At 64.9% G+C, this 24,774-nt stretch carries 21 protein-coding genes; 3 read left to right on the top strand and 18 right to left on the bottom strand.

Translation table 11 applies throughout. The features are described from left to right. Positions 1-43: 43 nt before the first annotated feature. On the bottom strand, positions 44-916 hold the full coding sequence (locus tag ABFG95_RS02215) for a leucine-rich repeat domain-containing protein (protein WP_348995388.1): 873 nt from the start codon (positions 914-916) through the stop codon (positions 44-46). Between the two features lie 167 nt (positions 917-1,083). Then, positions 1,084-3,057, bottom strand: coding sequence for a DUF4034 domain-containing protein (locus ABFG95_RS02210; RefSeq protein ID WP_348995387.1), 1,974 nt, complete (start codon positions 3,055-3,057; stop codon positions 1,084-1,086). 358 nt (positions 3,058-3,415) lie between these two features. Between ABFG95_RS02210 and ABFG95_RS02205 the strand changes: the two genes are divergently transcribed. Together ABFG95_RS02205 and ABFG95_RS02200 are read left to right on the top strand one after the other, a co-directional pair. After that, positions 3,416-5,260, top strand: a complete 1,845-nt coding sequence (locus ABFG95_RS02205; protein ID WP_348995386.1) for an ATP-binding protein — start codon at positions 3,416-3,418, stop codon at positions 5,258-5,260. 372 nt (positions 5,261-5,632) lie between these two features. After that, positions 5,633-5,845, top strand: coding sequence for a hypothetical protein (locus ABFG95_RS02200; RefSeq protein WP_054415713.1), 213 nt, complete (start codon positions 5,633-5,635; stop codon positions 5,843-5,845). 113 nt (positions 5,846-5,958) lie between these two features. On the opposite strand, the gene ABFG95_RS02195 is transcribed toward ABFG95_RS02200, so the two are convergent. The 12 genes from ABFG95_RS02195 to ABFG95_RS02140 form a co-directional block, all read right to left on the bottom strand. Next, positions 5,959-6,270 (bottom strand): hypothetical protein, encoded by a 312-nt coding sequence (locus tag ABFG95_RS02195; protein ID WP_336726816.1) that lies wholly within the window; start codon positions 6,268-6,270, stop codon positions 5,959-5,961. Positions 6,271-6,617: 347 nt separating this feature from the next. After that, positions 6,618-7,466, bottom strand: a complete 849-nt coding sequence (locus tag ABFG95_RS02190; RefSeq protein ID WP_053499961.1) for an SAM-dependent methyltransferase — start codon at positions 7,464-7,466, stop codon at positions 6,618-6,620. Positions 7,467-7,544: 78 nt separating this feature from the next. After that, positions 7,545-8,714 carry a CMD domain protein gene (locus tag ABFG95_RS02185; protein ID WP_348995385.1) on the bottom strand — a complete coding sequence of 390 codons (1,170 nt, stop codon included), beginning with the start codon at positions 8,712-8,714 and terminating at the stop codon, positions 7,545-7,547. Between the two features lie 24 nt (positions 8,715-8,738). Beyond that, positions 8,739-10,097 carry an acyl-CoA thioester hydrolase/BAAT C-terminal domain-containing protein gene (locus ABFG95_RS02180; RefSeq protein WP_238873971.1) on the bottom strand — a complete coding sequence of 453 codons (1,359 nt, stop codon included), beginning with the start codon at positions 10,095-10,097 and terminating at the stop codon, positions 8,739-8,741. A gap of 10 nt (positions 10,098-10,107) precedes the next feature. Then, complete coding sequence (locus ABFG95_RS02175) at positions 10,108-11,679, bottom strand: ABC transporter substrate-binding protein (protein WP_006387057.1); 1,572 nt, start codon at positions 11,677-11,679, stop codon at positions 10,108-10,110. A 78-nt stretch (positions 11,680-11,757) separates the two neighbouring features. Then, on the bottom strand, positions 11,758-12,888 hold the full coding sequence (locus ABFG95_RS02170) for an oligopeptide/dipeptide ABC transporter ATP-binding protein (protein WP_348995384.1): 1,131 nt from the start codon (positions 12,886-12,888) through the stop codon (positions 11,758-11,760). Further along, positions 12,885-13,907 carry an ABC transporter ATP-binding protein gene (locus tag ABFG95_RS02165; RefSeq protein WP_348995383.1) on the bottom strand — a complete coding sequence of 341 codons (1,023 nt, stop codon included), beginning with the start codon at positions 13,905-13,907 and terminating at the stop codon, positions 12,885-12,887. Before ABFG95_RS02165 ends, ABFG95_RS02170 begins: the two co-directional genes overlap by 4 nt. Beyond that, entirely contained in the window at positions 13,904-14,839 is a 936-nt protein-coding gene (locus ABFG95_RS02160; RefSeq protein WP_100503487.1) for an ABC transporter permease, read from the bottom strand. Before ABFG95_RS02160 ends, ABFG95_RS02165 begins: the two co-directional genes overlap by 4 nt. Next, on the bottom strand, positions 14,836-15,810 hold the full coding sequence (locus ABFG95_RS02155; RefSeq protein ID WP_054415963.1) for an ABC transporter permease: 975 nt from the start codon (positions 15,808-15,810) through the stop codon (positions 14,836-14,838). The genes ABFG95_RS02160 and ABFG95_RS02155 overlap by 4 nt, the downstream gene beginning before the upstream one ends. Then, on the bottom strand, positions 15,807-17,282 hold the full coding sequence (locus ABFG95_RS02150) for an NAD(P)/FAD-dependent oxidoreductase (RefSeq protein ID WP_110059532.1): 1,476 nt from the start codon (positions 17,280-17,282) through the stop codon (positions 15,807-15,809). Before ABFG95_RS02150 ends, ABFG95_RS02155 begins: the two co-directional genes overlap by 4 nt. Further along, a complete protein-coding gene (locus ABFG95_RS02145; protein ID WP_053499971.1) occupies positions 17,279-18,247 on the bottom strand; it encodes a LysR family transcriptional regulator in 969 nt (322 codons plus the stop codon). The genes ABFG95_RS02150 and ABFG95_RS02145 overlap by 4 nt, the downstream gene beginning before the upstream one ends. Positions 18,248-18,459: 212 nt before the next feature. Next, positions 18,460-19,485 (bottom strand): MerR family transcriptional regulator, encoded by a 1,026-nt coding sequence (locus ABFG95_RS02140; RefSeq protein ID WP_278992362.1) that lies wholly within the window; start codon positions 19,483-19,485, stop codon positions 18,460-18,462. Positions 19,486-19,663: 178 nt separating this feature from the next. On the opposite strand from ABFG95_RS02140, the gene ABFG95_RS02135 reads away from it, so the two are divergent. Further along, positions 19,664-20,365, top strand: a complete 702-nt coding sequence (locus ABFG95_RS02135) for a hypothetical protein (protein ID WP_348995382.1) — start codon at positions 19,664-19,666, stop codon at positions 20,363-20,365. Between the two features lie 15 nt (positions 20,366-20,380). Here ABFG95_RS02135 and ABFG95_RS02130 read toward each other — a convergent pair whose 3' ends face one another. The 4 genes from ABFG95_RS02130 to ABFG95_RS02115 all read right to left on the bottom strand — a co-directional run bounded on the left by ABFG95_RS02130 (position 20,381) and on the right by ABFG95_RS02115 (position 24,712). Continuing rightward, on the bottom strand, positions 20,381-20,707 hold the full coding sequence (locus ABFG95_RS02130; RefSeq protein ID WP_049073331.1) for a hypothetical protein: 327 nt from the start codon (positions 20,705-20,707) through the stop codon (positions 20,381-20,383). Between the two features lie 98 nt (positions 20,708-20,805). After that, positions 20,806-22,329: an amidase family protein gene (locus tag ABFG95_RS02125; protein WP_348995381.1), complete on the bottom strand. Its 1,524-nt coding sequence runs from the start codon at positions 22,327-22,329 to the stop codon at positions 20,806-20,808. A gap of 11 nt (positions 22,330-22,340) precedes the next feature. Continuing rightward, the gene (locus ABFG95_RS02120; RefSeq protein ID WP_054415700.1) at positions 22,341-23,327 is read right to left on the bottom strand and encodes a tripartite tricarboxylate transporter substrate binding protein; all 987 of its coding nucleotides are present in this window, start codon (positions 23,325-23,327) and stop codon (positions 22,341-22,343) included. Next, the gene (locus ABFG95_RS02115; RefSeq protein WP_348995380.1) at positions 23,324-24,712 is read right to left on the bottom strand and encodes a D-serine ammonia-lyase; all 1,389 of its coding nucleotides are present in this window, start codon (positions 24,710-24,712) and stop codon (positions 23,324-23,326) included. The genes ABFG95_RS02120 and ABFG95_RS02115 overlap by 4 nt, the downstream gene beginning before the upstream one ends. Positions 24,713-24,774 lie beyond the last annotated feature (62 nt).

Genomic DNA, 24,774 nt, shown 5'->3' with positions numbered 1-24,774 from the left:
TATTGAAGCCATGACGCAGGGCTGGGGGCGTGCGCTCATGCAGCTATGTCGTTGCCGCGATGTTGGAATGCCGTAGTTTGGCTCGCAGCTTGGCTTCCAATTCACCCAGGCCGATATTGCCGCAGCCCACCAGCGTCAGGTCTTGCAGGGCGGGTAACGCCTCCAGGGTATTGATATCGGTGATCCGCTTGCAATACTGGATATTCAGTTGCTCCAGCGCCGGCAGGGCGGCAATCGGGCCAATGGTTTCCAACAGGCCTTGATTCTTGAGCCGCAATGAACGCAGTCCGGAAAGCTGTTCGATTCCCGCCAGCGTTTTCAAGGAGCGCCCCGCCATCAGGCCCAGCGATAACAGGGGCAACGCCGCGATGCGGTGAAACAGCGATTCATCGAACGGGACATTGAACAGATTCAATTCCTGCAGCGGCAGCCGCAAGGCCTGATCTAGCAGTTTGCCGGGTTTGTCCGGCAACATCGACAGCGACTTCAGCGCCGGAAAATCCTCCGCCTTGAACCGCATCGGAACGTTGACCTCCAGCGACTCCAACTGCGGCATCGGCCCGGCCGACCAGGTATATGACCCCGGGCAATCAAAAATCGACAGATGCCGCAGGCTGGCCGGCAGCATCTCGGCGCGCAGGTTCTTGACGACCGAGGCCTGGATATTGCCGGGTCCGATGGACAGATGCGTCAGGGCGGGTAGTCGGGAGATTAAGTCCGGCAGTTCCAGCACCGGGTCCAAAGGTGGCGCCCATAGATGGACGTATTCGATCGTCGCCAGCGTGGCCGGGTCCGGCGGCGCATCGTAGAAAAGCACTTGATCCGAGCCATGCGCCTGCGTGGCCTGGCGGCTGTGCATCAACAGCCATCGCTTGTCGCGGCCGGGTTGGGGCGTTGAAAACGAAACTGGCGACATACGGGCTCCGGAGTCATTACGTCTGTCGGCAGCGCGAGCCTGGCGACAGCGGGACAGGCATGGTCGAGGGTAGAACAATAAAGCAGAACGGCAATGCCGGGCGAGCCGGATTGCCGTTCTGTTTTGGCGGCGCCGTGAAAGGCGCTTCCGTTTTGCCGCCAGACAGTTTATTCAGCCGGCTTCGGCGGCAGATCCTCCGCCGTCACGCCGCCCCGTCCCAGATACGCCCCGAACACCGTGCCGATGGTCTTGACCAGACTGTGCGAGTTCATCACCTCGCCATGGATCTCGTCGATACCCTCGTCGTCCGGTTGCAGCTTGCTGGCGTGCCCCACCCATTCGATGGCGGCAAAGCGGTTCTTCTTGGCGCCGTGACCGCGCGCATAGGCCAATCCGATTTCGGCGCTGGCGCGGGCGGCGCGCCAGTCGTCGTCTTCGTCCACCAGCGGCCGCAGATACTCGCGCACGCCGCTCTGTTTTTCCGCGTCGGTGCCGTGGTCGCGCAGCAGCACCCCGATGCGCAAGCGCGCCAGGCCGTCGGCGCGCGGTTCCTCGCGCGACTCCTGTAGCAGCCGCAATACCGTCTCGACATTCTCGCGGCGCGAGAAATCCATCTTGCCGTCGAACAGGTGCCGATGCGCCATGTTGTACTTGGCCAGCGGCGAACCATCGTCCACCGCGCGTTGCAGCCATTCGTCGCGCACCGCCTCGTCCAGATAATGGTCGGGCGTGTTGTCGCGGAAGCCGCGGTGAATGTCGTACATGCTGCTGGCCGCGTCGGGAAAACGCCGATCCGCCAACTGGCGTGTCAGGAAATAACCTTCCTCGTGCGCGCCGCCATCCCACAGCATCGCGGCGGCCGCCAGCACGTTGAAACTGTCGTCCGTCTGGTCGCGGCCGAGTTCGGCGGCGCGGTCCAGCAGTTGTTGCGCCTTGGCCGGATCCTTTTCAAACCCCCACAGCCCGAACTGATGCGCCACCGCCACCAACCCCTGCGGCGTCGCCAACTGGTCCCAGCCGCTCATGCGTTCCAGCACGCGCTTGAACGCGCCGTCGTCGTCCGGGATGTGGTGAATCAGCGTCACGTGCGCGAAACTGCGGAATGGCCCGTCCACTTCGCCAAAATACATATTCCCCGGGAATGCCGCCACGCTCTGCGCGTGCAGCGCGCGGGCACGCGCATGGTCGCCCAGTGAATAACTGACGAAATTCGCGAACCGACCGAGCGCCTCGCCGCGTTCCTGGGGCCGCAGATCGCGTTGCAGGAACGATTCGAAGGCCTGGCGATGGGCTTGCACCGCCTGCGTTTCTTCCGATTCCGGAAAATCGCTCAGCTCGTCCCACAGGCCGATCCAGCGGATCGCGTTGCGCTGCGGCTCCGTCAGCGTCTCGCACAGCGGGCCGCTGGCCAGGCCGTCGATATCCTCGTAACTGCCGCCCCAACGCGGTTGCAGATACTGCGCATATGCGATCAGCGTTTCCAGGTGGCCGGGGCGCAATTCCAATGCGCGCAGCAGCCAGTAATCCTTGCCCTGTTCCATTTCATGCTCGGCGCGCGGCGCGAGCCATGCAGGCAGGGACTGCGGCGCCTGATCCGGTTGCAGGCGCGGCACGCCGTATTCCGCCAGATGCGCCAGCGCGGCGTCCATCAGCCCGGGTTCCTCGACATCGTCGTGGGTAATGGTTTCCGGAGGATTGCCTTCGAACAACTGGCGCAGCCAATACGGCTCTTTGAAATGCGCCGCCATTTGCATCATGGTCACGCAGGCCGCGACGGGACGCGGCGACAGCGTCATGGCTTTCAACAGCGCGGCGCCGGCGGTTTCGCAGGCCAGGGCGGCGCCGATCCAGCGATCCTGCGTCACGCTGTCCGCCCAGCCAAAGCCGCGGATATCCGCGGCGCGGCCGAAGCAGAAGTTACCCAGGACTAGGTGTGCGTGGTAGGAGTCGGGGCAGGCGGCGATCCAGGCCTGGAGGAAGTCAGCGGCCTGCGGGTAGGGGACGGTGCTGTAGTCGAAGAGGGTGCCGGAAAAGACGGCTTCGGAATAGGACGAGTCCTGTGTGTCGGTGGCGGCCCAATCCTGCTGTTCCAGATCGCTGTAGTAGGCGTCGATTTGAGAAAACGCGGGGGATTGAACCAAAGAGAGCCCGTGTTTCAGCGGTGTGGAGAGGAGTGGTGAGGTCATCAAAAGGTTGAATAATTTTAATGGAAGCGAATACGAAGGCGGTGGCTAGAGAAAGTCTCAAGGAGCGCTCATCGCAAAAAATGGAGAATTTACCTCTTATGTAATATATGAAACTACTGTAAAGTATATTTCCTTAAGCGTTGCGAGAAAGTGATTCAACTAGCTTATAAGAAAGAAGGGCGATGTTTGTCTATCGAATTTTGTTATTTTGTTTTTTGTCGACAAAATTAAAAATTGATGGATTTTGGTTGTGCCCGGATCTTAAGCGAATAGGTATTGCAAATACAGCTATCAATATAGGAAGAGGTGAGGCATGGAAGTTCTCGGTATCAGCGAGCGAGTTCAGTTGTCCATTCAAATCGGTGAAAGTCACTACAGAGAATTCAAGAGCGCGCTGGAAGGAATTCCATCTAACAAAAAAGCAAGGCCATTAAAGGATGTCCGCGACAATATTGCAAAAACTCTAGTCGCGTTCGCAAATGCAGATGGTGGTGAGTTGCTCATAGGCGTTGAGGACGACGGAGAGGTAACGGGTCTTCCATATACCGAAGATCAGATTGATGTGCTAAAAAACGCGTATAAAACTGGCGCGCATCCTGACACCCCTTTACCTACTCCAATGGTAGGAATTATAGAAGTTAAAGGTAATAAAGTACTTTATTTTAATATTGTGAAAGGGGAGCAGTATGCTTACCTCACTTCTGATGGGCGTTGTTTAAAAAGAATAGATCTTGAGTCGGTGCCAGTTAGTTCTGAAAAAATAAAGGCGGAAAGGCTGGAGATTGAATCTCGGACTTGGGATCGTCAGGTTGAACCCGGCCTTACCTTGGCTGATTTGAATGTCGATCTTATCCGAGAAATATCGACACAAATAGCTTATGGCGTTACTCCGGAAAAATGTCTGCAGCATTTGGGTTTGGCTGACTTTACACCTGCTGGACTCAAGCTAAAAAGAGCGGCTGCTTTGCTTTTCGCTAAGGATGTCAGAAACTATCATCCCGGTTGCTCCGTAAGAATAATGACAATAAATGGACAGGAGAAGCGAAGTGGTGAGGCTTATAATGTGGTTAAAGACGATATAGTTGCATGTAATGTTTTGGAGTTAATTGAGTACTCTTGGGATAGGTTGAGTTATGCCTTAACTATGCATACTGCGCTTTCGGAAAATGCTAAATTTCAACAAAGCTACCTTTATCCGCAAATTGCATGCAGAGAAGCGCTAATTAATGCGATAGTTCATAGAAACTATGCCATACAAGGCCGTGGTATTGAGGTTAACCTTTATCGAGATAGGTTGGAAATAATTAGTCCGGGGTGTCTCCTTTCGACAGTGTCTTTGGCAGATATTAAGTCGCTAAAGGGGGTTCACGAGTCGCGCAATCCTCTTTTGGCGCGAGTCTTGCGAGAGGTTGGTTACGTCCGTGAAATGGGCGAAGGTATTAGGCGTATATTTGATGTTATGAGGTCAAGTTCGTTGGCTGAACCTGAGTTTCAGTCCGATGATAATAATTTTAATGTGACTTTATTTCATCGGTCGATGTACGATCCGAAAGTGAAGTTATGGTTGAGTCAGTTTGAAGAATTCAAATTAACTGAGGCTCAGACGGCGGTGCTGGCGTTGGGTTGTGAAGGGAAAGAATTTTCAACTCAAGATATTATCGAGCGACTCGGGCTGGTCGACACGGATAAGGTGCGCGAGGTAATTACGCCTCTTAGAATGTTGCATTTGGTAGAGAATACTCTGTCAGATAATCAGGCTTACAGTTTTTCCAAGAAAAATCGCGTTCCGAAGCGATCTGTGCCGCGCTGGAAGGTAATAACGCCTGACTTGAGGGCTCGCTATGAACTTACAACAGACACGGTGAAAGATGAGGAAACGTCGTTGGGAGAAAGCAATCATATTGAGTTGTTCGTGGGGGGGCTCTCTTATGAGACGGGTAGGGAACAGGTTGTAAGTATTGTGGGGTCGGATGATATATTTATTGAGTCTTTCGATATGCCGGAACCCAGAGAACTCGGTAGTAAAAATAAAGGCTATTGTTTTATAACGGTTTCTTCTGGCCTTAAGGTTGACGAAGTTGTTGGTCGTCTGGATAAGATAAAAATTGATGGCAGATCGGTTACGGTTCGTTTAAAGAAAAATAAAAGAAGAGTTTAATTTTTTATTTAAAATGTTTTTTTATGGGTCAATTTTTCTGAGATTTTAGGGGAAAAATTCCTCGTCACAGAGAGACTTTTGTTTCTTTTTGGTTGGCAGTCGGTTGGTCGAAAGTGCCGTGACGGAAAACCAGAATCCCTGCGTCTGGTTTTCCGTCACGCGTAGTGATTGTTGATTTGGTCGTGAGATGAACGTAAGTGACGACTGATAATAGATGGTTTCAAATTAAAAATAGCTGCAAGCTCTTATCCTCTTCCCTTAAGCACATCGGGAGTGCACATCCGAAAGCTGGGTTGGCCTCCTCGGGGTTAGCTTCCTTCATTCGTCCCTCATCCTCCATCCCGTACACTACCCGGACAACCAAGGAGCTCCATGTCGATTCAAACCCTAGGCCGTTGCGGCGTCGTTCTGTTTCTCGCCGCGCTGACTTCCGGCTGTTCCCTGACCAACGAATGCCGCTGGAATCGCAGCAGTTGCATGTATGACGGCAAGTATGAGCCTGGCGAGGAAGACTACGCGGAATCCGAGGCGAAGCGCCTGAACAAGGCCTCGACCGATCGGTTGCGTAGAAGCTCGGGGGATTGAGCGCTAGCTCATCGCAGGCGGTGGGGTGGCTAGTGGCCCGGCATCCTGTCGATGGCCCACTCTGGCGACGTGCTGGCATCCCGATGGCGCCAAGCACACCGCAACCGCGCCAATCAATGCAATGACCCTTCCGTCATCGCCACCCCAAGGTCCAACCGCGCCCCGTCCATAGCCGACTCTGCAAGATCCGCAATGTGATCGCAGAGGCTTTCAATGCCACCTAGCAAGTTGGCGCTGATCCATGGTTCCAGCGGCTCCGCGCCGGTGTTCTCGGGTTCCGTCGCGCTATTGCCTACGATCCGGGCGATAGCCCAGATGCCTAGGCAAGCCCGTTCTATTTTTCGAAGATCCGCAAATCGAATAGGGACGCTCTCCGGATCATCCGGCGTGGCCCAGCGGTCAAGGGTGTAGGAGTGGTCGTTCATCGCGGCTGCCTCTGTCGTTAAGCCCGCGCCCCGTCGTCAGTCGGGGCGGGCGAGCGCAAGGCCGGGTTGACAGACCGGTAGCAAAGGCAACCAGCGCACGCGAACGTGCCCCAGCCAAGGCTCGCCCATGGAGGGACGTGCGTCAGCCTTCGGATATGAAAACGCCGCTATTGCGGCGGGTATCCGCCTTTGCTATTCCGGCTGTCAATCCGGACGATCGTTGTTGCGATCGCAAGATGAGTATGGGCGTGACGCACATTGGCAGCAATGCCAAGGGTGACATTCTCATCCCTATCCGAGACGAGCGTTCAAAAAGAAAAGGACCTCGCAAGGTCCTTTTTCAATTCTCAAGCCGCTTGCGGCAGGAAAAACCGATCCTTCAACTCCTGCAACCCAATCCGATCCAGCATCTCCGTCAACCTTTCCGCAGGCTTCCGACGCGGCAGATCCTTGTACTGCGCGATGATCAGCTCATTCTTCATCGAATGCTCCCACCCCACCAGCTCCGTCACGCTGACCTGATACCCGTGCGCTTCCAGCTGCAAGCACCGCAGCACGTTCGTGATCTGGCTGCCGAACTCCCGCGTATGCAGCGGATGCCGCCAGATCTCCGCCAGCGGATCGGCCAGCGCCTTGGCTTTGTTCTTGCGTAGCACCGACGCCACTTCCGCCTGGCAGCAGGGCACGACCACGATGTACTTGGCCTTTTTCTCCAGCGCGAAATGGATCGCGTCGTCGGTGGCGGTGTTGCAGGCGTGCAGGGCCGTGACCACGTCGATGGTCGCGGGCAGTTTGTCGGAGGTGATGGATTCGGCTACCGACAAATTCAGGAACGACATGCCGCCAAAGCCCAGGCGCTTGGCCAGTTCTTCCGATGACTTGACCAGTTCCTCGCGGGTTTCGATGCCGTAGATGTGCGAGCCGTTCTTCAGCGCGTCGGGCTGTTCCTTGAAGAACAGGTCGTACAGGATGAAGCCCAGGTACGACTTGCCCGCGCCGTGGTCGGCCAGGGTGACGGCGCCGCGCTGTTGCTGGACGTCCTTGAGCAGCGGTTCGATGAACTGGAACAGGTGGTAGACCTGCTTGAGCTTGCGGCGGCTGTCCTGGTTCATCTTGCCGTCGCGGGTCAGGATGTGCAGGGCCTTGAGCAGTTCAATCGACTGGCCGGGGCGGATGTCGTGGGTTTTGTCGGACATGGGGGTAAGGCAATGCGCCCCGCTTGGGGCGGGGCGCATGAATAGGCGGAAAGCGTCAGTTTAACGAAAATGCCGCCGTCAGACCTGCACGACCACCGGCTCGCCCAGGTTCAACATCAACCGGTTGGCCCACGCGAAGATCGCGTCCGAATGCAGCAGGTCCAGCACTTCGCCGTCGCTCAGGCCCACGTCCTTCAACGCCTGGATGCTGGCCGCATCCACCGAGGCCGGCGCGTCGGTGATCTGGATCGAGAACTTGCCGATCGCCAGTTCGCGCGCGGTGGTGCCGGCGGTGGCCGGGTCTTCGAACACCTGCGCGATCACGTCGTTGCGCTTGGCCAGTTGCTCGAAGCGCTGCGCATGCACAGAGGCGCAGTAGACGCAGCCGTTGACGCGCGACACCACGGTCGCGCCCAGTTCCCGCTCGGCGCGCGACAGGCCGCCGGGCGCGTACATGATGGCGTTGAACGCGGTGGAGCGCTGGCGCAGGATCTCGGGCTGGTGCACCAGGAACAGGTAGTAATCCGAGACCTTGGCCTTGGGGTGGCTTTCTTCCAGGACCGCGATCTGCTCGGGCGTGGCGCTGTCGACCTGGACCACGTCCAGCCACGCCTTCCACTCCAGCACTTCGTTGGTGAAGCCGTGGGCCTTGATGACGTCGCCGGGTTCGGTGGCGGCGGTGTTGGCCGGGAAGGGCGCGGGCGGGGTGCCGGCCGCGATCGGCTTGGTTTCCAGCGCCAGCATGGCCTGCAGGCCGGCGACCAGGCGCACCTGATACGACAGGAACGCCACCAGTTGCGACAGCGTGACCACGGAGGGCGTGGAGACGCCGGCGGCCGGCAGGGTCTTGAGCGCGGCTTCGTCGCCTTCGACGGGCTTTTCGATCAGCTTGCGGGTGAACTCCAGGATCGCGGCCAGGCGCGGGTCGGCGGCGTCCGCCGGCTTGCCGGACTCGGCCACCCGGATGTCGGCGGCGCTGGCGCCCGCGTCCACCAGGCGCTGGCGGTAGTGCGCGGCCAGCGCCGGCGACGGCGTCAGGCGCGCGGCGTACAGCGCGACCAGCAGGCGCTCGGCCAGCGTCAGGCCGGGCAAGGCCGGGTCGAACAGGGCGTCGTAGCTGCCCTGAGTGGCGGCGGCGACCTTGTCGCGCTGGTGGCGCACGGCGTAGGTGGCGCTGTCGGCCTTCAGGCCGACGAGCTGGTCCACCAGGTCGCGGGCGGCGTCATAGACGATGGGGGGTTGTGCCATTGAGAAAGTCTCCTTGGATGTCGTTCAGCCGGCGTTGCCGGGCGTGGCGGCCGCGCCGGCTTCGGCGCGGTTCGCGGACGGCGCGGCCTGGCCGCGCGCCTTGACCGCGGCGTCCAGGAACTTCAGCACGCCTTCCCACGATTGCTCGTCGGCGCGCGCGTTGTCCTTGGGGTTGCCGCCGCTGGTGCTGATCTTGCCGGACACGGGGTGGGCGTAGACCAGTTGCGTGGTGGGCACGTAGGGGAACAGGATCGAGTGGCCGCCGTTCTCGTAGTCCAGCCATTGGACCGGATACGGATGCTTCACCTCGGCCAGCTTGTCGCGCACCATCTTCGAGTACAGGCTGGACGGCCACGAGCCGTCGTCGGTGGCCGACAGCAGCATCACCGGGCCCTGGATGTCCTCGACCTTGATGCGGGCGCGGGCCACGGCGTCGGGGTCCTGCAGCGCGGTGAGGATGGCCTTTTCGTGGCGATGCGGCGCGGGGCCTTCGTCGAACGGCGCCCAGGTGGCGGTGCGGTTGTTTTCCCAGACGTGCGGCAGGGGCTTGCCGCCCAGCAGCCAGGTCGGGCCTTCGCGGCCGATCTTGGGGTCGCAGGCGTTCTGGCCGCTGTGGACCACGGCGCCGGGCACGTAGGCCACGACCGCCGACACTTCCGTGGGGAAGGTGGCGCCCAGCAGCAGCACCAGTTCGCCGCCGCGCGACTGGCCGCTGATGGCGACGAAGTCGTGCCTGGGCTGGACCTTCTTGCGCAGCCAGCGCAGGCCGGTCTGGAAGTACTCCAGCGGCGTGTTGGAGATGTAGTCCGACAGGCCCGGCGCCTTGAAATAGGCCAGGGCGAAGGCGGCGTAGCCGCGCGACGCATACAGCGCGGCGCGCGGTTCGTTGATGCCGCCGCCCGAGCCGTTCAGGATCAGCACGGCGGGATGCGAGCCGGGCGTGGCGCCGGGCGGCAGGTAGAGCGTGCCGACCAGTCCTTCCTCGCGCACGTCCTGGCGGGTGACGCCGTCGGCCGCCAGGCGCTGGGTGAAGCGCGCCACGCTCTGGGCGCCGGCCACGCGCGCCACTACTTCGGTGACCAGCGGCTCGCTGACCGGGTGGTTGAAGTGCTCGCGGCTGGGCGAGTCCACGGGCGACTGTGACCACACCAGGCCCATGGGCGAGAGGCCGCTGTAGTCGCCCGAGACGGGCGCGTCGCGCGTCAGGTCGACCACGCCGTCCTCGCCCGCGACGAAGGCGGCGTGGCTTTGCCACAGCACGCCGTTGCGGCGGGTGAGGGCGGTGATCTCCACCGTCTGGCCGGGCGCGACGTGCTCCACCCGGATCTGGCGGGGCACGTCGATGAGCGCGTCGGCGGGTTGGATGCTCAGGGTAGGAACCATGATGCGCGCCTTACTTGGCCGAGTCCTTGGTGACCATCATGGCGGCGGTGCGGTCGCTGGTCATGGGGGTGACCTTCAGGCCCTTCTTGGCGGCCCAGATGTTCTTGTAGTGGTACAGCGGGATGATGCCGACGTCGTCGGACACCAGCTTGACCGAGTCGCGCAGGATGGCTTCACGCTTGGCCACGTCGAATTCCGAGGTGGACTGGTCCAGCGCGGCGTCGACCTTGGGGTTGCTGTAGTGGCCCCAGTTGGAGGCGCCCAGGCCCTTCTTGGCGTCGACGGTGGCCAGGATGTTGACCAGCGCGTAGCTGGCTTCGCCCGTGCCGTTGCCCCAGGCCAGCATGCTGACCGCGAATTCGTTCTTGTTGGCGCGGCCCGAGTACACGGCCCATGGCACCACTTCCACTTGCGTCTTGACGCCGATGCGGGTCCAGAACTGCGCCACCGCCTGGGCCGTTTCCGGGCCTTGCGGGTAGCGGTCGTTGGGCACGTGCATGGTCAGCTTGAATCCGTCGGGAAAGCCCGCTTCGGCCAGCAGCTTCTTGGCCTTCTCGACGTCGTTGGGGATGTCCTTGACGTCGGGGTTGTAGCCGAAGGTGCCCTTGGGCATCCACTGGTTGGCTTCGGTGGCGGCGCCTTGCAGGATGCGGTCGGCGATGGCCTTGCGGTTGATCGCCAGGTTCAGCGCCTGGCGCACGCGCACGTCCAGCAGCGGGTTCTTGTCCAGCGGCTTGCCGTTGTTGTCGGTGATGTACTGATTCGGTGCGGGGTTGAAGCTGGGCTGCAGGATCATGACGCGCAGGCCGTCGTACGGATAGACCGAGATGTTGGCGGCCTTCTGCAGCTTGGCCAGGTCGGACACCGACACCTTGTCGATCACGTCGACGTCGCCGGCCAGCAGCGCGGCGGTGCGGGCGGCGGCGTTGTTGATGTAGCGGTAGTTGACCTTGTCCCAGGTGGCCTTTTCGCCCCAGTAGCCGTCGTTGCGTTCCATGATGACGCGGTCGCCGGGGGTGTAGGACACGAACTTGTAGGGGCCGGTGCCGACCATGGCCTTGCCCGAGTTGTAGTCTTCGGTGGTGGACTTCTCGCCGACGTGCTTGCTGACCACGTGCACCGACGCCAGGTTCAGCGGCAGGTCGGGGTTCGGGGCCTTGGTCTTGACGATCAGGGTCAGCGGGTCCTTGGCGGTCATCGTGTCGATGGTGCGCAGGTAGCCGGCGTAGGTGGCCACGCTGCCGGGCACGGCGCGGGCGCGGGTGTACGAGTAGATCAGGTCGTCGGCGGTGAACGGCGTGCCGTCCTGCCACTTGACGCCTTCGCGCAGCTTGAATTCCCAGGTGGTGCTGTCCAGCGGCTTCCAGCTCACGGCCAGGCCGGGCTGCAGCTTGTTCCACTTGTTCTCGATCAGCAGGTCCCAGAAGTGCAGGGCCACCGAGCGGTCGCCGGCGTGGTTGTTCAGTTGCGGGTCGAGCGAGGACAGCGGATCGGCAAAGCCGATCGACAGGTTGTCGGCCGAGGCCGCGGCGGACGCGCCCAGGATGGCGGCGGTCAGGGTCGAGAGAATCAGGCGTTTCATGTTCGGGGTCCTTGGTGAGGGGGAACGAGCAGTAAAAGGGTCCATGGGTCGCGGCGTGGACGCCGCGGCCCGCGAGCGTCAGGCCATGTCGTTCAGGTGACAGGCGCTCAGGTGGTTGATGGCGATTCCCTTCAGGGTGGGAACCTCGGTTTTGCAGCGCGCCATCGCATGCGGACAGCGCGGGTGGAAGTGGCAGCCGCCGGGCGGATTGAGCGGGCTGGGAATTTCTCCCTTGATGGCGGTGAAGGTCTTGTGGCGCGATTTCAGGTTGGGGATCTCGGCCAGCAGCGCCTGGGTGTACGGATGGTTGGGGCGGCGGAAGACTTCGTCCACCGGCGCCGTCTCGACCACGCGGCCCAGGTACATGATGACCACGCGGTCCGACAGGTGCTCGACCACGCCCAGGTCATGGCTGATGAACAGGTACGTCAGGTTGAGCTGTTCGCGCAGGTCCATGAACAGATTCAGGATCTGCGCCTGGATCGACACGTCCAGCGCGGCCACGGCCTCGTCGCACACCAACATCGACGGCTGCACCGCCAGGGCGCGGGCGATGCCGATGCGCTGGCGCTGGCCGCCGCTGAACTGGTGCGGATAGCGCTGGCGCAGGGCCGGGTCGAGACCGGCGCGTTGCAGTTGCGCGCTGACGTAGTCGTCGAAGTCGCCGTTGCCGACCAGGCCGTGGATGCGCGCGGCCTCGCCGACGATCTCGTCCACGCGCAGGCGCGGGTTCAGGCTCGCGTACGGGTCCTGGAAGATCATCTGCACCTTCAGGCGCGCGGCGTGGGCCTGGGCCGGCGTCATGTCGGCGGGGCGCTGGCCGTTGATCAGCACCTCGCCGCCGGACGGCGTCAGCAGGCCGGCCGCGATGCGGCCCAGCGTGGACTTGCCGCAGCCGGACTCGCCGACCAGGCCGACCACTTCGCCGGGGCGCACCAGCAGGTCCACATGATCGACGGCGCGGGTGATGGCGGGCGGCTTGGACAGGCCCAGGCGCTGCAAGGCGCGGCCGGCGGCGCCGACGGGGCGTTCGCCAAAGCGCTTGCTTACCTGGCGCAGGTCGATGAGCGGGGTGGCGTTGGCGCGGTCATCGGCGTGGGCGCCGAGTGTGGGATGGGCAGCGGCGTGCGCGCCGTCGCCCGTTGTGATGCCCGAGGGCGGCGCCGCGTGGGCGCCGTCGCGGGTGTCCGGAATCGTCGTCTGGCTCATGCCGTCACCTCGCCCGGTTGGCGCGACGGATGAAAGCAGCGCACCTGATGGCCGGGCAGCACGTCGGTGATGGCGGGCTGCTGGCCGCATTGCGCCGTGGCGCGCGCGCAGCGCGCCGCGAAGGCACAGCCGGCGGGCAGGGTGAGCAGGTTGGGTGTCATGCCGGGAATCTGGCGCAGGCGTTGGCCGCGCTGGTTGTTGCTGGGCAGGCTGTCGATCAGACCCACCGTGTAGGGATGTTGCGGACGGTCGAGCACGTCGTCGACCTTGCCGTGTTCGACGATGCGGCCGGCGTACATCACCGCCACGTCGTCGGCCAGGCCCGCCACCACCGACAGGTCGTGGGTGATCCAGATGAGGCTGGTGCCGTGTTGCTGCGCCAGCTTCTGCACTTCGGACAGGATCTGCGCCTGGATGGTGACATCCAGCGCCGTGGTCGGCTCGTCGGCGATGATGAGGTCGGGCCGGTGCAGCATGGCGATGGCGATCGCCACGCGCTGACGCATGCCGCCGGACAACTGGTGCGGATACGCCAGCAGCCGTTCTTCCGGGCTGGGAATGCCCATCATGCCGAGCGTGTCGCGGGCCAGCTCGCGCGCCTGCGCCTTGCTCATGCTGTTGTGGGCGCGCACCGTTTCGATCATCTGCACGTCGACCCGCAGCACCGGGTTCAACGTCATCATCGGATCCTGGAAGATCATGGCGATGCGGTTGCCCTGCAGCTTGCGCAGCTCGCGCGGGGCCAGCTGGGTCAGGTCGCGGCCCTGGAACAGCACCTGGCCGCCGACCACGCGGCCGGGGGCGTCCACCAGGCCCATGATCGAAAAGCCGGTGACGGATTTGCCCGAGCCGGACTCGCCGACCAGGCCCAGGATCTTGCCGCGCTCCAGCGTGAAGGACACGTCGTCCACGGCGGGCAGGGTGCCGGCGCGGGTGAAGAAGTGGGTGCGCAGGTTGCGCACTTCCAGGGTCGGCACGTTGGCGGCGGCCGGCGCCGTGACGGGACGGGCGGCGCTCATTTGTGGGTCCTCGGGTTCAGCACGTCGCGCAGTCGGTCTCCCACCAGGTTGATGGCGACGATGGTGATCAGCAGCGCGATGCCGGGGTAGAAGCTGATCCAGTATTCGCCGGACAGCATGTATTGGAAGCCGTTGGAGATCAGCAGCCCCAGCGACGGCTCGGTCACGGGCACGCCCAGGCCCAGGAAGCTCAGGGTGGCTTCGAGCGTGATGGCGCGCGCGATCTGCAGGGTGCCGATGACGATCAGCGGCGGCAGGCAGTTGGGCAGAATGTGCTTGAGCATGATCCGCCAGTTGGGGATGTCCAGGCAGCGCGCCGCCTCGACGTACTCGCGGCGGCGCTCGACCAGGGCCTGGCCGCGCGCGGTGCGGGCGTAGTAGGCCCATTCCAGGATCACCAGCGTCAGCACCACGTTGCCCACGCCTTTGCCCAGGTAGGCCAGGATCATCATGGCCACCAGGATCGAGGGGAACGACAGGATCAGGTCGACCAGCCGCATGATCAGCGCGTCGACCTTGCCGCCGGCGTAGGCCGCCAGCAGGCCCAGCAGCGTGCCGATGATGCCGGCGATCAGCGCCGAGCCCACGCCCACCATCAGGCTGATGCGCAGGCCGTACAGGATGCCCGACAGCAGGTCGCGGCCCTGGCCGTCGGTGCCGAGCCAATAGTGGAAGGTGTTCAGGCCGTTCATCGTGCCCGGCGCCAGGCGCGCGTCCAGCACGTCGATCTGCAGCAGGTCGTAGGGGTTCTGCGGCGAGATCCACGGCGCCAGGATGGCGGCCAGGATCAGCAGGGTGGCGATCACCAGCCCGAACACCGCCGTCTTGGACGACAGGAATTCCAGCAAGTTGCGGCGCCAGGGCGATTCGCGCTTCAGCGCGGGGGCGGCGGTTTGCATGGCATTTGCCTGGGGAGTGTTCGGAGCGCTCATGCCGAGGCCTCCAGCCGCACCCGCGGGTCCAGCACTTTGTACAGGATGTCGACGATCAGGTTGAGCGTCACGAACAGGCACACCACCACGATCAGGTAGGCCACGATCACCGGGCGGTCCAGCGCGTTCAGGCTGTCCAGGATCAGCTTGCCGGCGCCGGGCCAGGCGAAGATGCTTTCGGTGATGACGGCGAAGGCGATGGTCGAGCCCAGCTCCAGGCCCAGCACCGTCACCAGCGGGATCATGGTGTTGCGCAGCACGTGCACACAGACCACCCGGAACGGCGACAGGCCCTTGGCGCGGGCGAACTTGACGAAGTCCAGCGGCATCACGTCGCGCACGCCGGCGCGGGTCAGGCGGATCACCAGCGAGATCTTGAACAGCGACAGGTTCAGCGCCGGCAGGATCAGGTGGCGCCAGCCGTCGGCCGTCAGCCACGACCACTGGAAGCCCAGGAATTCCACCGTCTGGCCGCGGCCGCTGGCGGGCAGCCAGCCCAGCGACACGCTGAAGGTCATGATCAGCATCAGCGCGACCCAGAAGGTCGGCAGCGAAAAGCCGACGATGCTGCCCGCCATCACCAGCTTGGAGAAACGGCTGTCGGGATACAGCCCGGCCAACAGGCCCAGCGGCAGCCCGATGATCACCGCCAGCAGCAGCGCGGCGATGGCCAGTTCCAGGGTCGCCGGCAGGCGCTGGATCACCAGTTCCACGGCGGGGATGTTGTAGACAAAGCTGTTGCCCAGGTTGCCGTGCAGCGCCCCGTTCAGAAAGCCCAGGTACTGTTGCCACAGGGGCTTGTCCAGCCCCAGTTCGGCGATGATGCGGGCGCGGTCGACCTGGTCGACGTCCTGGCCGATCAGGATGTCGACGGGGTTGCCGATGGCGTGCAGCCCGACGAAGACGATCAGCGTCATCAGGAACACGACCACCGCGGCTTGCGCCACGCGGCGGAGCAGCCAGCCGGTCATTGCGCGGTCTCCGCCTGCCGGGCCGCGCCGGGCGCCGGGGCCGGCGTCCATTCGTCGCCGAACACCTCGGGTTCCGCGAACGCTTCCATGTTGGCGTAGTGCGTGGCCACGTCCTCGCGGTAGAAGAGGCCCGCGATGCCTTGCGCCAGGCGCTTGGCGCCTTCGCTGATGGCCGGGATGTCGCCCGACACGGTGCCGTGCGTCAGCGCGGCGGGGTACGAGAAGCAGTGCACCCGGTCCAGGCCGGGACAGGCGCCCGGGGTCTTCTCCTGCAATTCGAAGGCCGCGCCCAGGTCGGGCGAGTCATGCAGCTCCTGGTCTTCCTCGCCGGCGGGCGGAGTGTAGCGGTCACCCCAGGCGCGCACGTGCGGCGCCAGCGCGGCGAATTCCGGCCGCACGGTCCAGTCGATGCGGAAACCCGTGGAGAACACCAGGAAGTCCAGCGTGAAGACGCCCTTGGGCGTGGTGACGCGGATTTCGTCATTGACCAGCGCCAGGTCCTGCACGCCGCAGCCCAGGTTGAAGCGGGCGTTCGGGTGGCGCGACACGCGCAGCGTGCTGCCGCGCGGCGGCGGCACCTGGGCGGCGTTGATGTAGTGGCGGATCTTCCACTTCCACTCATCGGGCAGGTTCAGGTGGCCGTGGGTCAGGCCGGGGTTGCCGGCGCCCTTGCCCTTGTTGATGCGCGGAATGTCGTCGCGGCGGATCAGCAGGTCGACGCTGGCCGCGCCCGCTTCCAGGGCGGTGGCGGCGCTGTCCATGGCCGACGCGCCCGCGCCCACCACGCCGACGCGCTTGCCGGCCAGGGTGGCGTAGTCCAGCACGTCCGACGAATGCGCCCAGCGGTCGCGCGGCAGCTTGCGCGCGAAGTCCGGCACGTAGGCGCCGCCCAGGCCGTCGCGGCCGGTGGCCAGCACCACGCGGCGCGCCAGCACAGTCTGGCGGCCAGTGGGCGATTCGATGTCCAGTTGCACCAGCCGGTCGGCGCGCGGCAGCACGGCCAGCACGCGGTGCTGGTTGCGCACGTCCAGGTTCAGCACGCGGCGGTACCAGCGCAGGTAGTCCATCCACTGCAGGCGCGGGATCTTGTCCAGCGCCTCCCAGGCCTCGGCGCCGAACTGCGCTTCGAACCAGGCGCGGAAGGTCAGGGCGGGCAGGCCCAGCGCCGGACCCGTCAACTGCTTGGGCGAGCGCAGCGTTTCCATGCGCGCGGTGGTGGCCCACGGCCCTTCATAGCCTTCGGGCGACTGGTCGAAGATCGGCGCGACGATGCCCAGGTGCGTCAGCGAGGCCGCCGCGGCCAGGCCGGCCATGCCGCCGCCGATGATGGCCACGTCCAGCACCGGCTGGCCGTCGACCAGGCGCGGCGTGACCCAGGGCTTGGCGGGGATTTCCAGCCAGGACAGATCCTGGCGCAGGCGCGCTTCCAGCGCGGCCAGGCCTTGCGGGGCGGGAGCGAGGGGTTGGTTCATGCGGGGGTATCCGTAAGAGGGGTGTCATCGCCGTAGATCGACTGCAGCAGCGCGCCGTGCTGGCAGGCGTCGTGCAGTACGAAGCCGGGCAGCAGTTGCGCGGCGGCCTGCGCCAGCGCATCGGCCATGGCCTGGCAGGCCGGCGTCAGGGGCTGCGACTGCGAGGTGATGACCCCGAAGAAAAAGGGGATGTCCAGGTCGATCGGGCGGATCGCCACGCCCGCCATCGGCGCGCCGTAGGCGGTAATGGGTTCCAGCACCGACACGCCCAGGCCGGCGCGCACGGCGGCCAGGGCGTTGACGGACGAATTGGTTTCGATGGCGCCGGCGGCATGGCCCAGCGCCGCATCCAGCCGGCGGCGCAGGCGGTAGGGATTGGCCATGGTGATGACGCGGCGCCCGGCCAGCTCGGCCACCGGCACCACGTCATGGCGCGCGGCCGGATCGTTTTCGGGCAGCGCCACCACACAGGGCGCCTGGCCGATCCAGTGCACGGTCAACCCGCGATGCTCCAGCGGCAGGCTGGTCGCGCCCAGTTGCGCCGCGCCGCTCAGGACGGCGTGCACCACGCGCTCGGGCGAGGCGCTGCGCAGTTCGATGCGGGGGGCGAGGTTGGCGTGCGGCTCGATGCGCTTGAGCGCGTCCGGCACCAGCCCGGCGGCCAGCGCCGAAGTGGCCGCCAGCAGCAGCGGTTGCGCCTGGCCACGGGCGATTTCCTCGGCCCGGTCGCGGATCTGGCGCAGGCTGGACAGGGCGCGTTCCACGTCGTCATAGAGCAGGAAGCCCTGCTCGGTCGGCGTCACGCGCGGCCCGCTGCGGGCGAACAGGGCATAGCCGATCTCGGCTTCCAGCTCTTGCAGCAGGCGGCTGATCGCGGGTTGCGAGCGGCCAAGCAGACGCCCGGCAGCGGTGACGCTGCCCGTGGACATGACGGCCGCGAAGGCCTCGAGTTGACGAAGTTCCATCTGTCTTGCTTTATGCCAAGGACGAATTCTTGCGTATCGAGTATGCGCCCGGCAAATAATTAAAGGGCATAAGCAAATTCCCTAATCGGGATTTCCTTATGCCCTGTCATTACTTCGCGTTATTTCAACGACTTACGGGATTACCCTAGGGCCGCCCGTCTCCGGCTGGGGGACTTTGGGGGGATTTCGAGCACGACGAGACGCACGCGCGATCACGCCGGTTGGGGGCGCCTCGATATCCGCTCGCGCACTTCGGGCGAGGCCAGGCACGTCGCGACGGCCTCGTAGCCCGGCGCGCCGGGGTAAGGCACGACGCGGCTTGGCGGACTGTGATTCGCCGGGCAAAGCAGAATGGCTTCGTCGGGTCCAACGGCGGCAAGATCCAGGATCGCCGACGAGCGCGTCATCAGGAAGAGGGGCTTTCCTGCGGCCTTCGCGCGCTGACGAAGGTGCGCCATCAAGGCTTCCTGAGATGGCTGGTCCAGGCCCTGTTCGACCATGTCGATCACCAACACCGCGGGGCCTTCCGTTTCCAATGCAACGAGTAAAGCCGTCAGCGCATCGGATTCTCTTGCGCCCTCGTCGACGAGCCACGCCACGACTTTGGCAATGCGCGATCCGAGAGCGGGATCCGTTGCCAACATGGCCTTCGCCGCGGCGCATCCATTGTCGAGCCGATCCAGGCCAACGAAGGCCGCATTTGGCAGGGCCTGCGCGAGACGAAGGGCCAGCCTGGTCTTTCCGCTGCCTAACGGGCCGATGATGTAATTCAGGGGACGCACATCCCGAACTTCGAACCATTCCCCTCCCCAAGGCCAGGGGAGCGCAAATGCCGCGCGGGTTTCGGTCGATCGATCGAGCAAGCCGGTCAATTCTCCATCCGATGGCATCCGACCACGAGCCAGGTTTGCCTGGATACTTCGAAGCTTGTCCAATTGGTGAAGAAGCGCTTGGATATCTTTGTCGAGCACCGCTTCGTGTGTCGACAACGCCGCGCTCAGGCTCTGGACGTCACCCTCCAGTACGCGCGCGATTTGAGCCAAGCTGAGTCCGAGCGTGCGCAGCGTCACGATTTCGGTCGCGCGGACGATATCGTCAGGTCTATAGGTTCTATACCCCGCTGGTGTACGCCCGGGGGTCATCAAGCCATGCTGCTCGTATAGCCGCAAGGCCTTGATCGATACGCCAAGCCGTCTGGCTGCTTCGGAAGCATTCAGCCACGAATTGGAAGAACTCATGGGTTCACCGTCCTTGTGTTGACTAGGTGCAGCCAGCTTGGGGGCGGCCCCAAGGGTCGAGTCAACACATTATCGGATTGTTTGCCGGCACAACGCCCGTCTGCTCATGGGAAAGGAAATTGCAATAGCATTACGCCTCGCCGGGCGGTTCAATCCTGGCAACTTTGATGGGGAAAGCATGGCAAGGGGACGACCGGTATCGGACGCGCGGCGCGCCACGCCTGGGGCCGGGGGCTGGCAAGGCGGCACGGTTGGACGCCTGCGCCTCTATAGGCCGGTGGCGGCGCTGCTCTGCCTGGGCTTGAGCGCTTGCATCAATGGCCGGCCGATGCTGCCCCCGCCGCCGCTGTACGCCCTGTGGGCCAAGGCCGGCGTCGACCGGCAAGGCGTGCGTGACGCGCTGCTCGACTGCGGCTTTCCCAGCGCCAGCCATGTCGACGGCACGACCATCACCAACAACGACTATGCACGGGGTGAGCAGTGCATGCTCGGCAAAGGCTTCGCCTACCAGGAGCGCCACACCTACTGCGACACCCATCCCCATCTGGCGGCCTGTCCGGCAAGCGACGGCGCCGCGGCGGCGGGGTCACGGCAACGTCCGCCCGCCTATGAACAATGGACCCGGCCGGACGCCGACGCCCAGCGCGTGCAGCAAGCCATGCGGGCGTGCGGCTACGCCTCGGTCATCGAGCCGGGCGACGACATGCTGCTCAACGATATCGCCGCCGCGCAGCTGTGCATGCTCGACGGGGGCTTCCAGTTCACGTTGCCGGCCGGCGCGCTGTTGTGCAGGAATCCCCCCAAGCTGGCGGCCTGCCGCGACCGCGTGATCGACGCCGCCCATTGCTGCGCGCCGCCCCGGGCTGCCGGCCAGCGCTGACGCGGCGGCCCTGCGTCAGTCGGTGCCCGGAAACGCATCCACCCACTTGACCGTCACGTCGGGGAACGCGTCCACGAACTGGATCTTGAAGTCCGGGAAGGCATCGACGATCTTCCATTCGCCGCAGCGGTCGGCGAAGGCGCTGACTTTCTTCACCCGGATATCGGCGAAGGCGTCGACCACCTTGACGCGGATGTCGGGAAACGCGCTGACGATCTTGACCTTGCCACGCAGCGGAATGCCTTTGTAGGTGCAGCTGCTTTTGTCGACATCACCGGCCTGGGCGGTGAAAGCGGCGCCCAGCAGGGCGCAGGCGAGAAGGGCGTGGGGCAGAGCGCGCATGAGCGGTGTCTTTTCAAAGCCGGGCCAGGCCGGCGGGCGGGGGGATTATGCCCGAGTCCGCCGCCGTGCCATGCGCGTCTGCTGGGGTACGGTCTTGCCTATACCGCCGAAACTTCGGCCGCCGACGGTCCCCGTGCCACCCCCGGCGGCGCCGTCACGATCGACGTCAATGCCGGCTCCGCCGCCTTCAGCCCCGCCAGGTCCGGCCGCGGCCGCCGCAGTTCCTCATTGCCCGCGAACGCGGACTCCATCCCCTGCGCCGCCGCCAGCACCTCGCGATCGCCCCGGAACCGTCCCACGATCTGCAACCCGAACGGCATTCCCTTGTGATCCCGCCCGCAAGGCAGCGTCAGCGCCGGATGCGTGGTCAGCGTGATCACATACGTCAGTGCCAGCCAGCGGTAATAGTTCTCCTGGCGCTTGCCGTTGATGGTCTCGGCATACAGCTGTGTCCACGGAAACGGCGATACCGGCGTGGTGGGCGACAGGATCAGGTCGTAGTCGTCGAAGGCGCGCTGGAAGCGCTTGATCAGGCGGGTCTGCTCGGCCTGCGCCCAGGCGCAGTCCTTCAGGCTCATGGCCGCGCCCATCTCGAAATTGGCGCGGGGGTTGGGGCCGAGGCTGGCCGGGTCTTTCTCGTAGGCCTCGCGCATGCCGGCCACGAAGGCTTCGGCGCGCAGCACGTCGAAGCAGCGGTGGGCCTCGCCGAAGTCGATCTCGATGGGATCGCAGGCCGCGAACAGGTGGCGCATGGCGGCGATCTTGGCGCGGAAGGTGGCGCGGATGCCGTCGTCCACGTCGCACAGCCCGAAGTCTTCCGTATAGGCCACGCGCAGGCGGCCCAGGTCGGCGTTGCCTGGCGCCAGGAACTGCAGCGGATCGAGCGGATAGCTCAGCGGGTCGCCGGCGTCCGGGCCGGCGCTGGCGGCCATCTGCAGGCAGGCGTCGGCCACGGTGCGGCCCATCGGGCCGACCACCGAGATCGGCGTCCAGCCCAGCGGCTTGCGCACGCTCGGCACCACGCCCGGCGACGGCCGGAAGCCGACCACGCCGCACTTGGCGGCGGGGATGCGCAGCGAGCCGCCGGTGTCCGACCCGGTGCACAGCGGAAACAGGTCGCTGGCCAGCGCGGCGGCCGAGCCGCCCGAGGAGCCGCCGGCGTTCAGGTTCGGGTTGAAGGGATTGCCGGTCGCGCCCCACACCGTGTTGCGCGAATTGGCGCCCGCGCCCATCTCGGGCACGTTGGTCTTGGCGGCCACGATGGCGCCGGCGTGGCGCAGGCGCGCCACCAGCGTGACGTCCTCGGCGGGCACGTGGTCGCGGTAGATGGGCGAACCGAAGGTGGTGAGCAGGCCGGCGGTGGGTTCCAGGTCTTTCACGCCCAGCGGCAGGCCGTGCAGCAGGCCCAGCGTGTCGCCGGCCATCACCGCCTGTTCGGCGGCGCGCGCCTCGACGCGGGCGCGGTCGAAGGCGGTGGCGGTGACGGCGTTGATGTACGGGTTGACCGCCTCGATGCGTGCAATGCACGCCTCCAGCAGTTCCACCGGCGACAACTGGCGCGCGCCGATCAGGCGCCGCAATTCCACCGCGGATAACGAGACGAGCGAATCGTCCAGGGTCATGAGAGCTTCCTTCAATCGATCTTGATGTTGGCGCGCTGCGCGACGTCGCGCATCTGCGGCAGTTCCTTCTGGATCAGCGCTTCGCCCTCGGCGGCGCTGGAGAAGGCCGCCTCGAAGCCTTGGGCTTCCAGGCTCTTGCGCACGTCGGGCGATTCGACCGTGGCGCGCAGGGCGGTTTCCAGTTTGGCCTTGACGTCCGCCGGCAGGCCGCGCGGCGCGGTGAACATCAGCCAGGTGTCCATGGCCACCGACGGGTAGCCCTGTTCGGCGAAGGTCGGCACGTCGGGCAGGAAGGCCGAGCGGGTCGGGGCCGACACCGCCAGCACGCGCACCTTGCCCAGCTTGCTCTGCGGCAGCGCGGCCGCCACGGTGTCGACCGAGAACGGAATCTGGCCGCCGATCAGGTCGGTCATGGCCGGCGCGCTGCCCTTGTAGGGGACGTGGATCATCTTGATGCCGGCGGCGGCCAGGAAGGCCTCGCCGACGAAGTGCGCGGTGGTGCCGGCACCGAACGAGCCGTAGGCGGGCGGTTCCTTCTCGCGCGCCTTGGCGTAAGCCACCAGTTCCTTCAAGTCCTTGACCGGAACCTGCGGATTGGCCAGCAGGGCCAGCCCGGTGCGGCCCACGATGCCGAGCGGCTCGAAGCTCTTGACCGGGTCATACGGCAGCTTGGCCTGGATCGCGGGGTTGACCGTGAACGTGGTGCCCGAGCTGACCAGCAGCGTGTAGCCATCGGGCGCGGCCTTGGCGACGTAGCCGGCGCCGATCGCGGTGCCGGCGCCCGCGCGGTTCTCCACCACCACTGTCTGGCCCAGTTCCTGGCCGAGCTTCTGCGCGATGACGCGGCCGAGCACGTCGGTCGCGCCGCCAGGCGGAAAAGGCACCACCAGCGTGATGGGGCGGGTCGGATAGCCGGTCTGGGCGCTGGCCGGGGCGGGGGCGGCAAGGGCGCCCGCCAGGGTGACACCAAGGGCAATCAAGGCAGTCTTCATGGTCATGCTCGACGAGAGAGGTGGAAGGACGGCGCGTCGGTCGGCGCCTGGGGGGCGGCCGCGAGTCGTTGCCCGCGGCTCAGGAATCGGTCGTACTCTTCGGCCGGCACATACAGCCCGCCGGTGGTCCAGGCCAGATGCGTGGCGCGCGTCAGATGCGGCAGCAGGCCGCGCTGGCGCAGCCACTGCTGCCCGGCCGGGCTGTCCAGCAAGTGGCGCGGCCCGGAAAACCCGGCCGCCGCCGACGGCTCGATGCGCAGGCCTTCGCTGTCGTGCAGCCGCGCCAGATCGCCGTACAGGGTGTCGTCGGCCACGGTGTAGACGCCGGCCAGCGACTGGCCGACGGCGGCATACGCCAGGTCGGAGGCGCGCGGCACCGCCAGGCCGTCGGCCTCGGTCTGGTTGGTCAGGCCGATGTCGTAGACCGACGGCGGCACCGGCACGCCGGGCAACTGGCCATGGCCGGCCATCATGCGCAGCAGAAAGCAGGGCGACTGCACCGGTTCGGCGAAGAAGCAGTGCGCGTGCGCGCCGTACAGCAGCGACAGGCCGAAGGCGATGCCGCCCGGCGCGCCGCCCACGCCGCAGGGCAGGTAGACGAACAGCGGATGCTCGGCATCGACCACGATGCCGGCCTGCGCGATCTGGTCGCGCAGCCGCAGCGCCGCCGCCGCGTAGCCCAGGAACAGCGAGGCCGAGCGCTCGTCGTCGACGAAGTAGCCGCGCGGGTCGGCCTGGACCTGGCGGCGGCCGGCGGCCACGGCCTTTTCGTAATCGCCGGGGTGTTCCACCACCTCGACGCCCCGGGCCCGCAGGCGCGCCTTCTTCCATTCCTTGGCGTCGGCCGACATGTGCACGGCGGCGCGAAAACCCAGCGCCGAAGCGATCACGCCGATCGACAGGCCCAGGTTGCCGGTCGATCCGACGGCCACCTGGTATTGCGCGAAACAGGCGCGGGCCGCGGGCGCGGCGAGCTTGCGGTAATCCTCGCCGGGCGCGACCAGGCCTTGCGCCCACGCCAGCTTCTCGGCGAATTCCAGCACCTCATGAATGCCGCCACGCGCCTTGATCGAACCGGCCACCGGCAACGCGTGGTCGGCCTTGATCCACAGGCGTCCGCCATCCGGCGCCAGGCCCAGCGCCTGCTGCATGGCGGCGGCCTGGCGCAGCGGCGACTCGATCACGCCGGCCGAGGCTTCCAGTTCGGGGAACAACTGCGCCAGCAACGGCGCGAAGCGCGTGAAGCGGTCGTGGGCCGCCTGCACGTCGGCCAGGCCGAAGGGGACGCCGGTGTCGGCCGCGCCGCCATCGGGGCGGGTCCACAGCAGCGGTTGCGCGGCGCGCAACGCCTGCAATGAAAAAGCGGGAACGGAAGCCTGGGACGGGGTCATGCCTGCGTGTTCCATAGAGGGAGCGTCATGCAACGGTCACATCCTAGGCGGGGGCTCCGTAT

Source organism: Achromobacter sp. HNDS-1 (assembly GCF_040084795.1).
Taxonomy (GTDB): domain Bacteria; phylum Pseudomonadota; class Gammaproteobacteria; order Burkholderiales; family Burkholderiaceae_B; genus Achromobacter; species Achromobacter ruhlandii.
Note: the sequence above shows the minus strand (reverse complement) of the source record. Positions and strands in the feature narration are given on the sequence as shown.

What these genes read in the sequence shown, in the direction of transcription:
- ABFG95_RS02185 (WP_348995385.1), bottom strand. Translation starts at nt 8,714, where the DNA reads ATGGCACAACCCCCCATCGTCTATGACGCCGCCCGCGACCTGGTGGAC.
- ABFG95_RS02140 (WP_278992362.1), bottom strand. Translation starts at nt 19,485, where the DNA reads ATGAGTTCTTCCAATTCGTGGCTGAATGCTTCCGAAGCAGCCAGACGG.
- ABFG95_RS02180 (WP_238873971.1), bottom strand. Translation starts at nt 10,097, where the DNA reads ATGGTTCCTACCCTGAGCATCCAACCCGCCGACGCGCTCATCGACGTG.
- ABFG95_RS02135 (WP_348995382.1), top strand. Translation starts at nt 19,664, where the DNA reads ATGGCAAGGGGACGACCGGTATCGGACGCGCGGCGCGCCACGCCTGGG.
- ABFG95_RS02120 (WP_054415700.1), bottom strand. Translation starts at nt 23,327, where the DNA reads ATGACCATGAAGACTGCCTTGATTGCCCTTGGTGTCACCCTGGCGGGC.
- ABFG95_RS02215 (WP_348995388.1), bottom strand. Translation starts at nt 916, where the DNA reads ATGTCGCCAGTTTCGTTTTCAACGCCCCAACCCGGCCGCGACAAGCGA.
- ABFG95_RS02175 (WP_006387057.1), bottom strand. Translation starts at nt 11,679, where the DNA reads ATGAAACGCCTGATTCTCTCGACCCTGACCGCCGCCATCCTGGGCGCG.
- ABFG95_RS02125 (WP_348995381.1), bottom strand. Translation starts at nt 22,329, where the DNA reads ATGACCCTGGACGATTCGCTCGTCTCGTTATCCGCGGTGGAATTGCGG.
- ABFG95_RS02155 (WP_054415963.1), bottom strand. Translation starts at nt 15,810, where the DNA reads ATGACCGGCTGGCTGCTCCGCCGCGTGGCGCAAGCCGCGGTGGTCGTG.
- ABFG95_RS02190 (WP_053499961.1), bottom strand. Translation starts at nt 7,466, where the DNA reads ATGTCCGACAAAACCCACGACATCCGCCCCGGCCAGTCGATTGAACTG.
- ABFG95_RS02195 (WP_336726816.1), bottom strand. Translation starts at nt 6,270, where the DNA reads ATGAACGACCACTCCTACACCCTTGACCGCTGGGCCACGCCGGATGAT.
- ABFG95_RS02205 (WP_348995386.1), top strand. Translation starts at nt 3,416, where the DNA reads ATGGAAGTTCTCGGTATCAGCGAGCGAGTTCAGTTGTCCATTCAAATC.
- ABFG95_RS02160 (WP_100503487.1), bottom strand. Translation starts at nt 14,839, where the DNA reads ATGAGCGCTCCGAACACTCCCCAGGCAAATGCCATGCAAACCGCCGCC.
- ABFG95_RS02150 (WP_110059532.1), bottom strand. Translation starts at nt 17,282, where the DNA reads ATGAACCAACCCCTCGCTCCCGCCCCGCAAGGCCTGGCCGCGCTGGAA.
- ABFG95_RS02165 (WP_348995383.1), bottom strand. Translation starts at nt 13,907, where the DNA reads ATGAGCGCCGCCCGTCCCGTCACGGCGCCGGCCGCCGCCAACGTGCCG.
- ABFG95_RS02115 (WP_348995380.1), bottom strand. Translation starts at nt 24,712, where the DNA reads ATGACCCCGTCCCAGGCTTCCGTTCCCGCTTTTTCATTGCAGGCGTTG.
- ABFG95_RS02170 (WP_348995384.1), bottom strand. Translation starts at nt 12,888, where the DNA reads ATGAGCCAGACGACGATTCCGGACACCCGCGACGGCGCCCACGCGGCG.
- ABFG95_RS02200 (WP_054415713.1), top strand. Translation starts at nt 5,633, where the DNA reads ATGTCGATTCAAACCCTAGGCCGTTGCGGCGTCGTTCTGTTTCTCGCC.
- ABFG95_RS02145 (WP_053499971.1), bottom strand. Translation starts at nt 18,247, where the DNA reads ATGGAACTTCGTCAACTCGAGGCCTTCGCGGCCGTCATGTCCACGGGC.
- ABFG95_RS02130 (WP_049073331.1), bottom strand. Translation starts at nt 20,707, where the DNA reads ATGCGCGCTCTGCCCCACGCCCTTCTCGCCTGCGCCCTGCTGGGCGCC.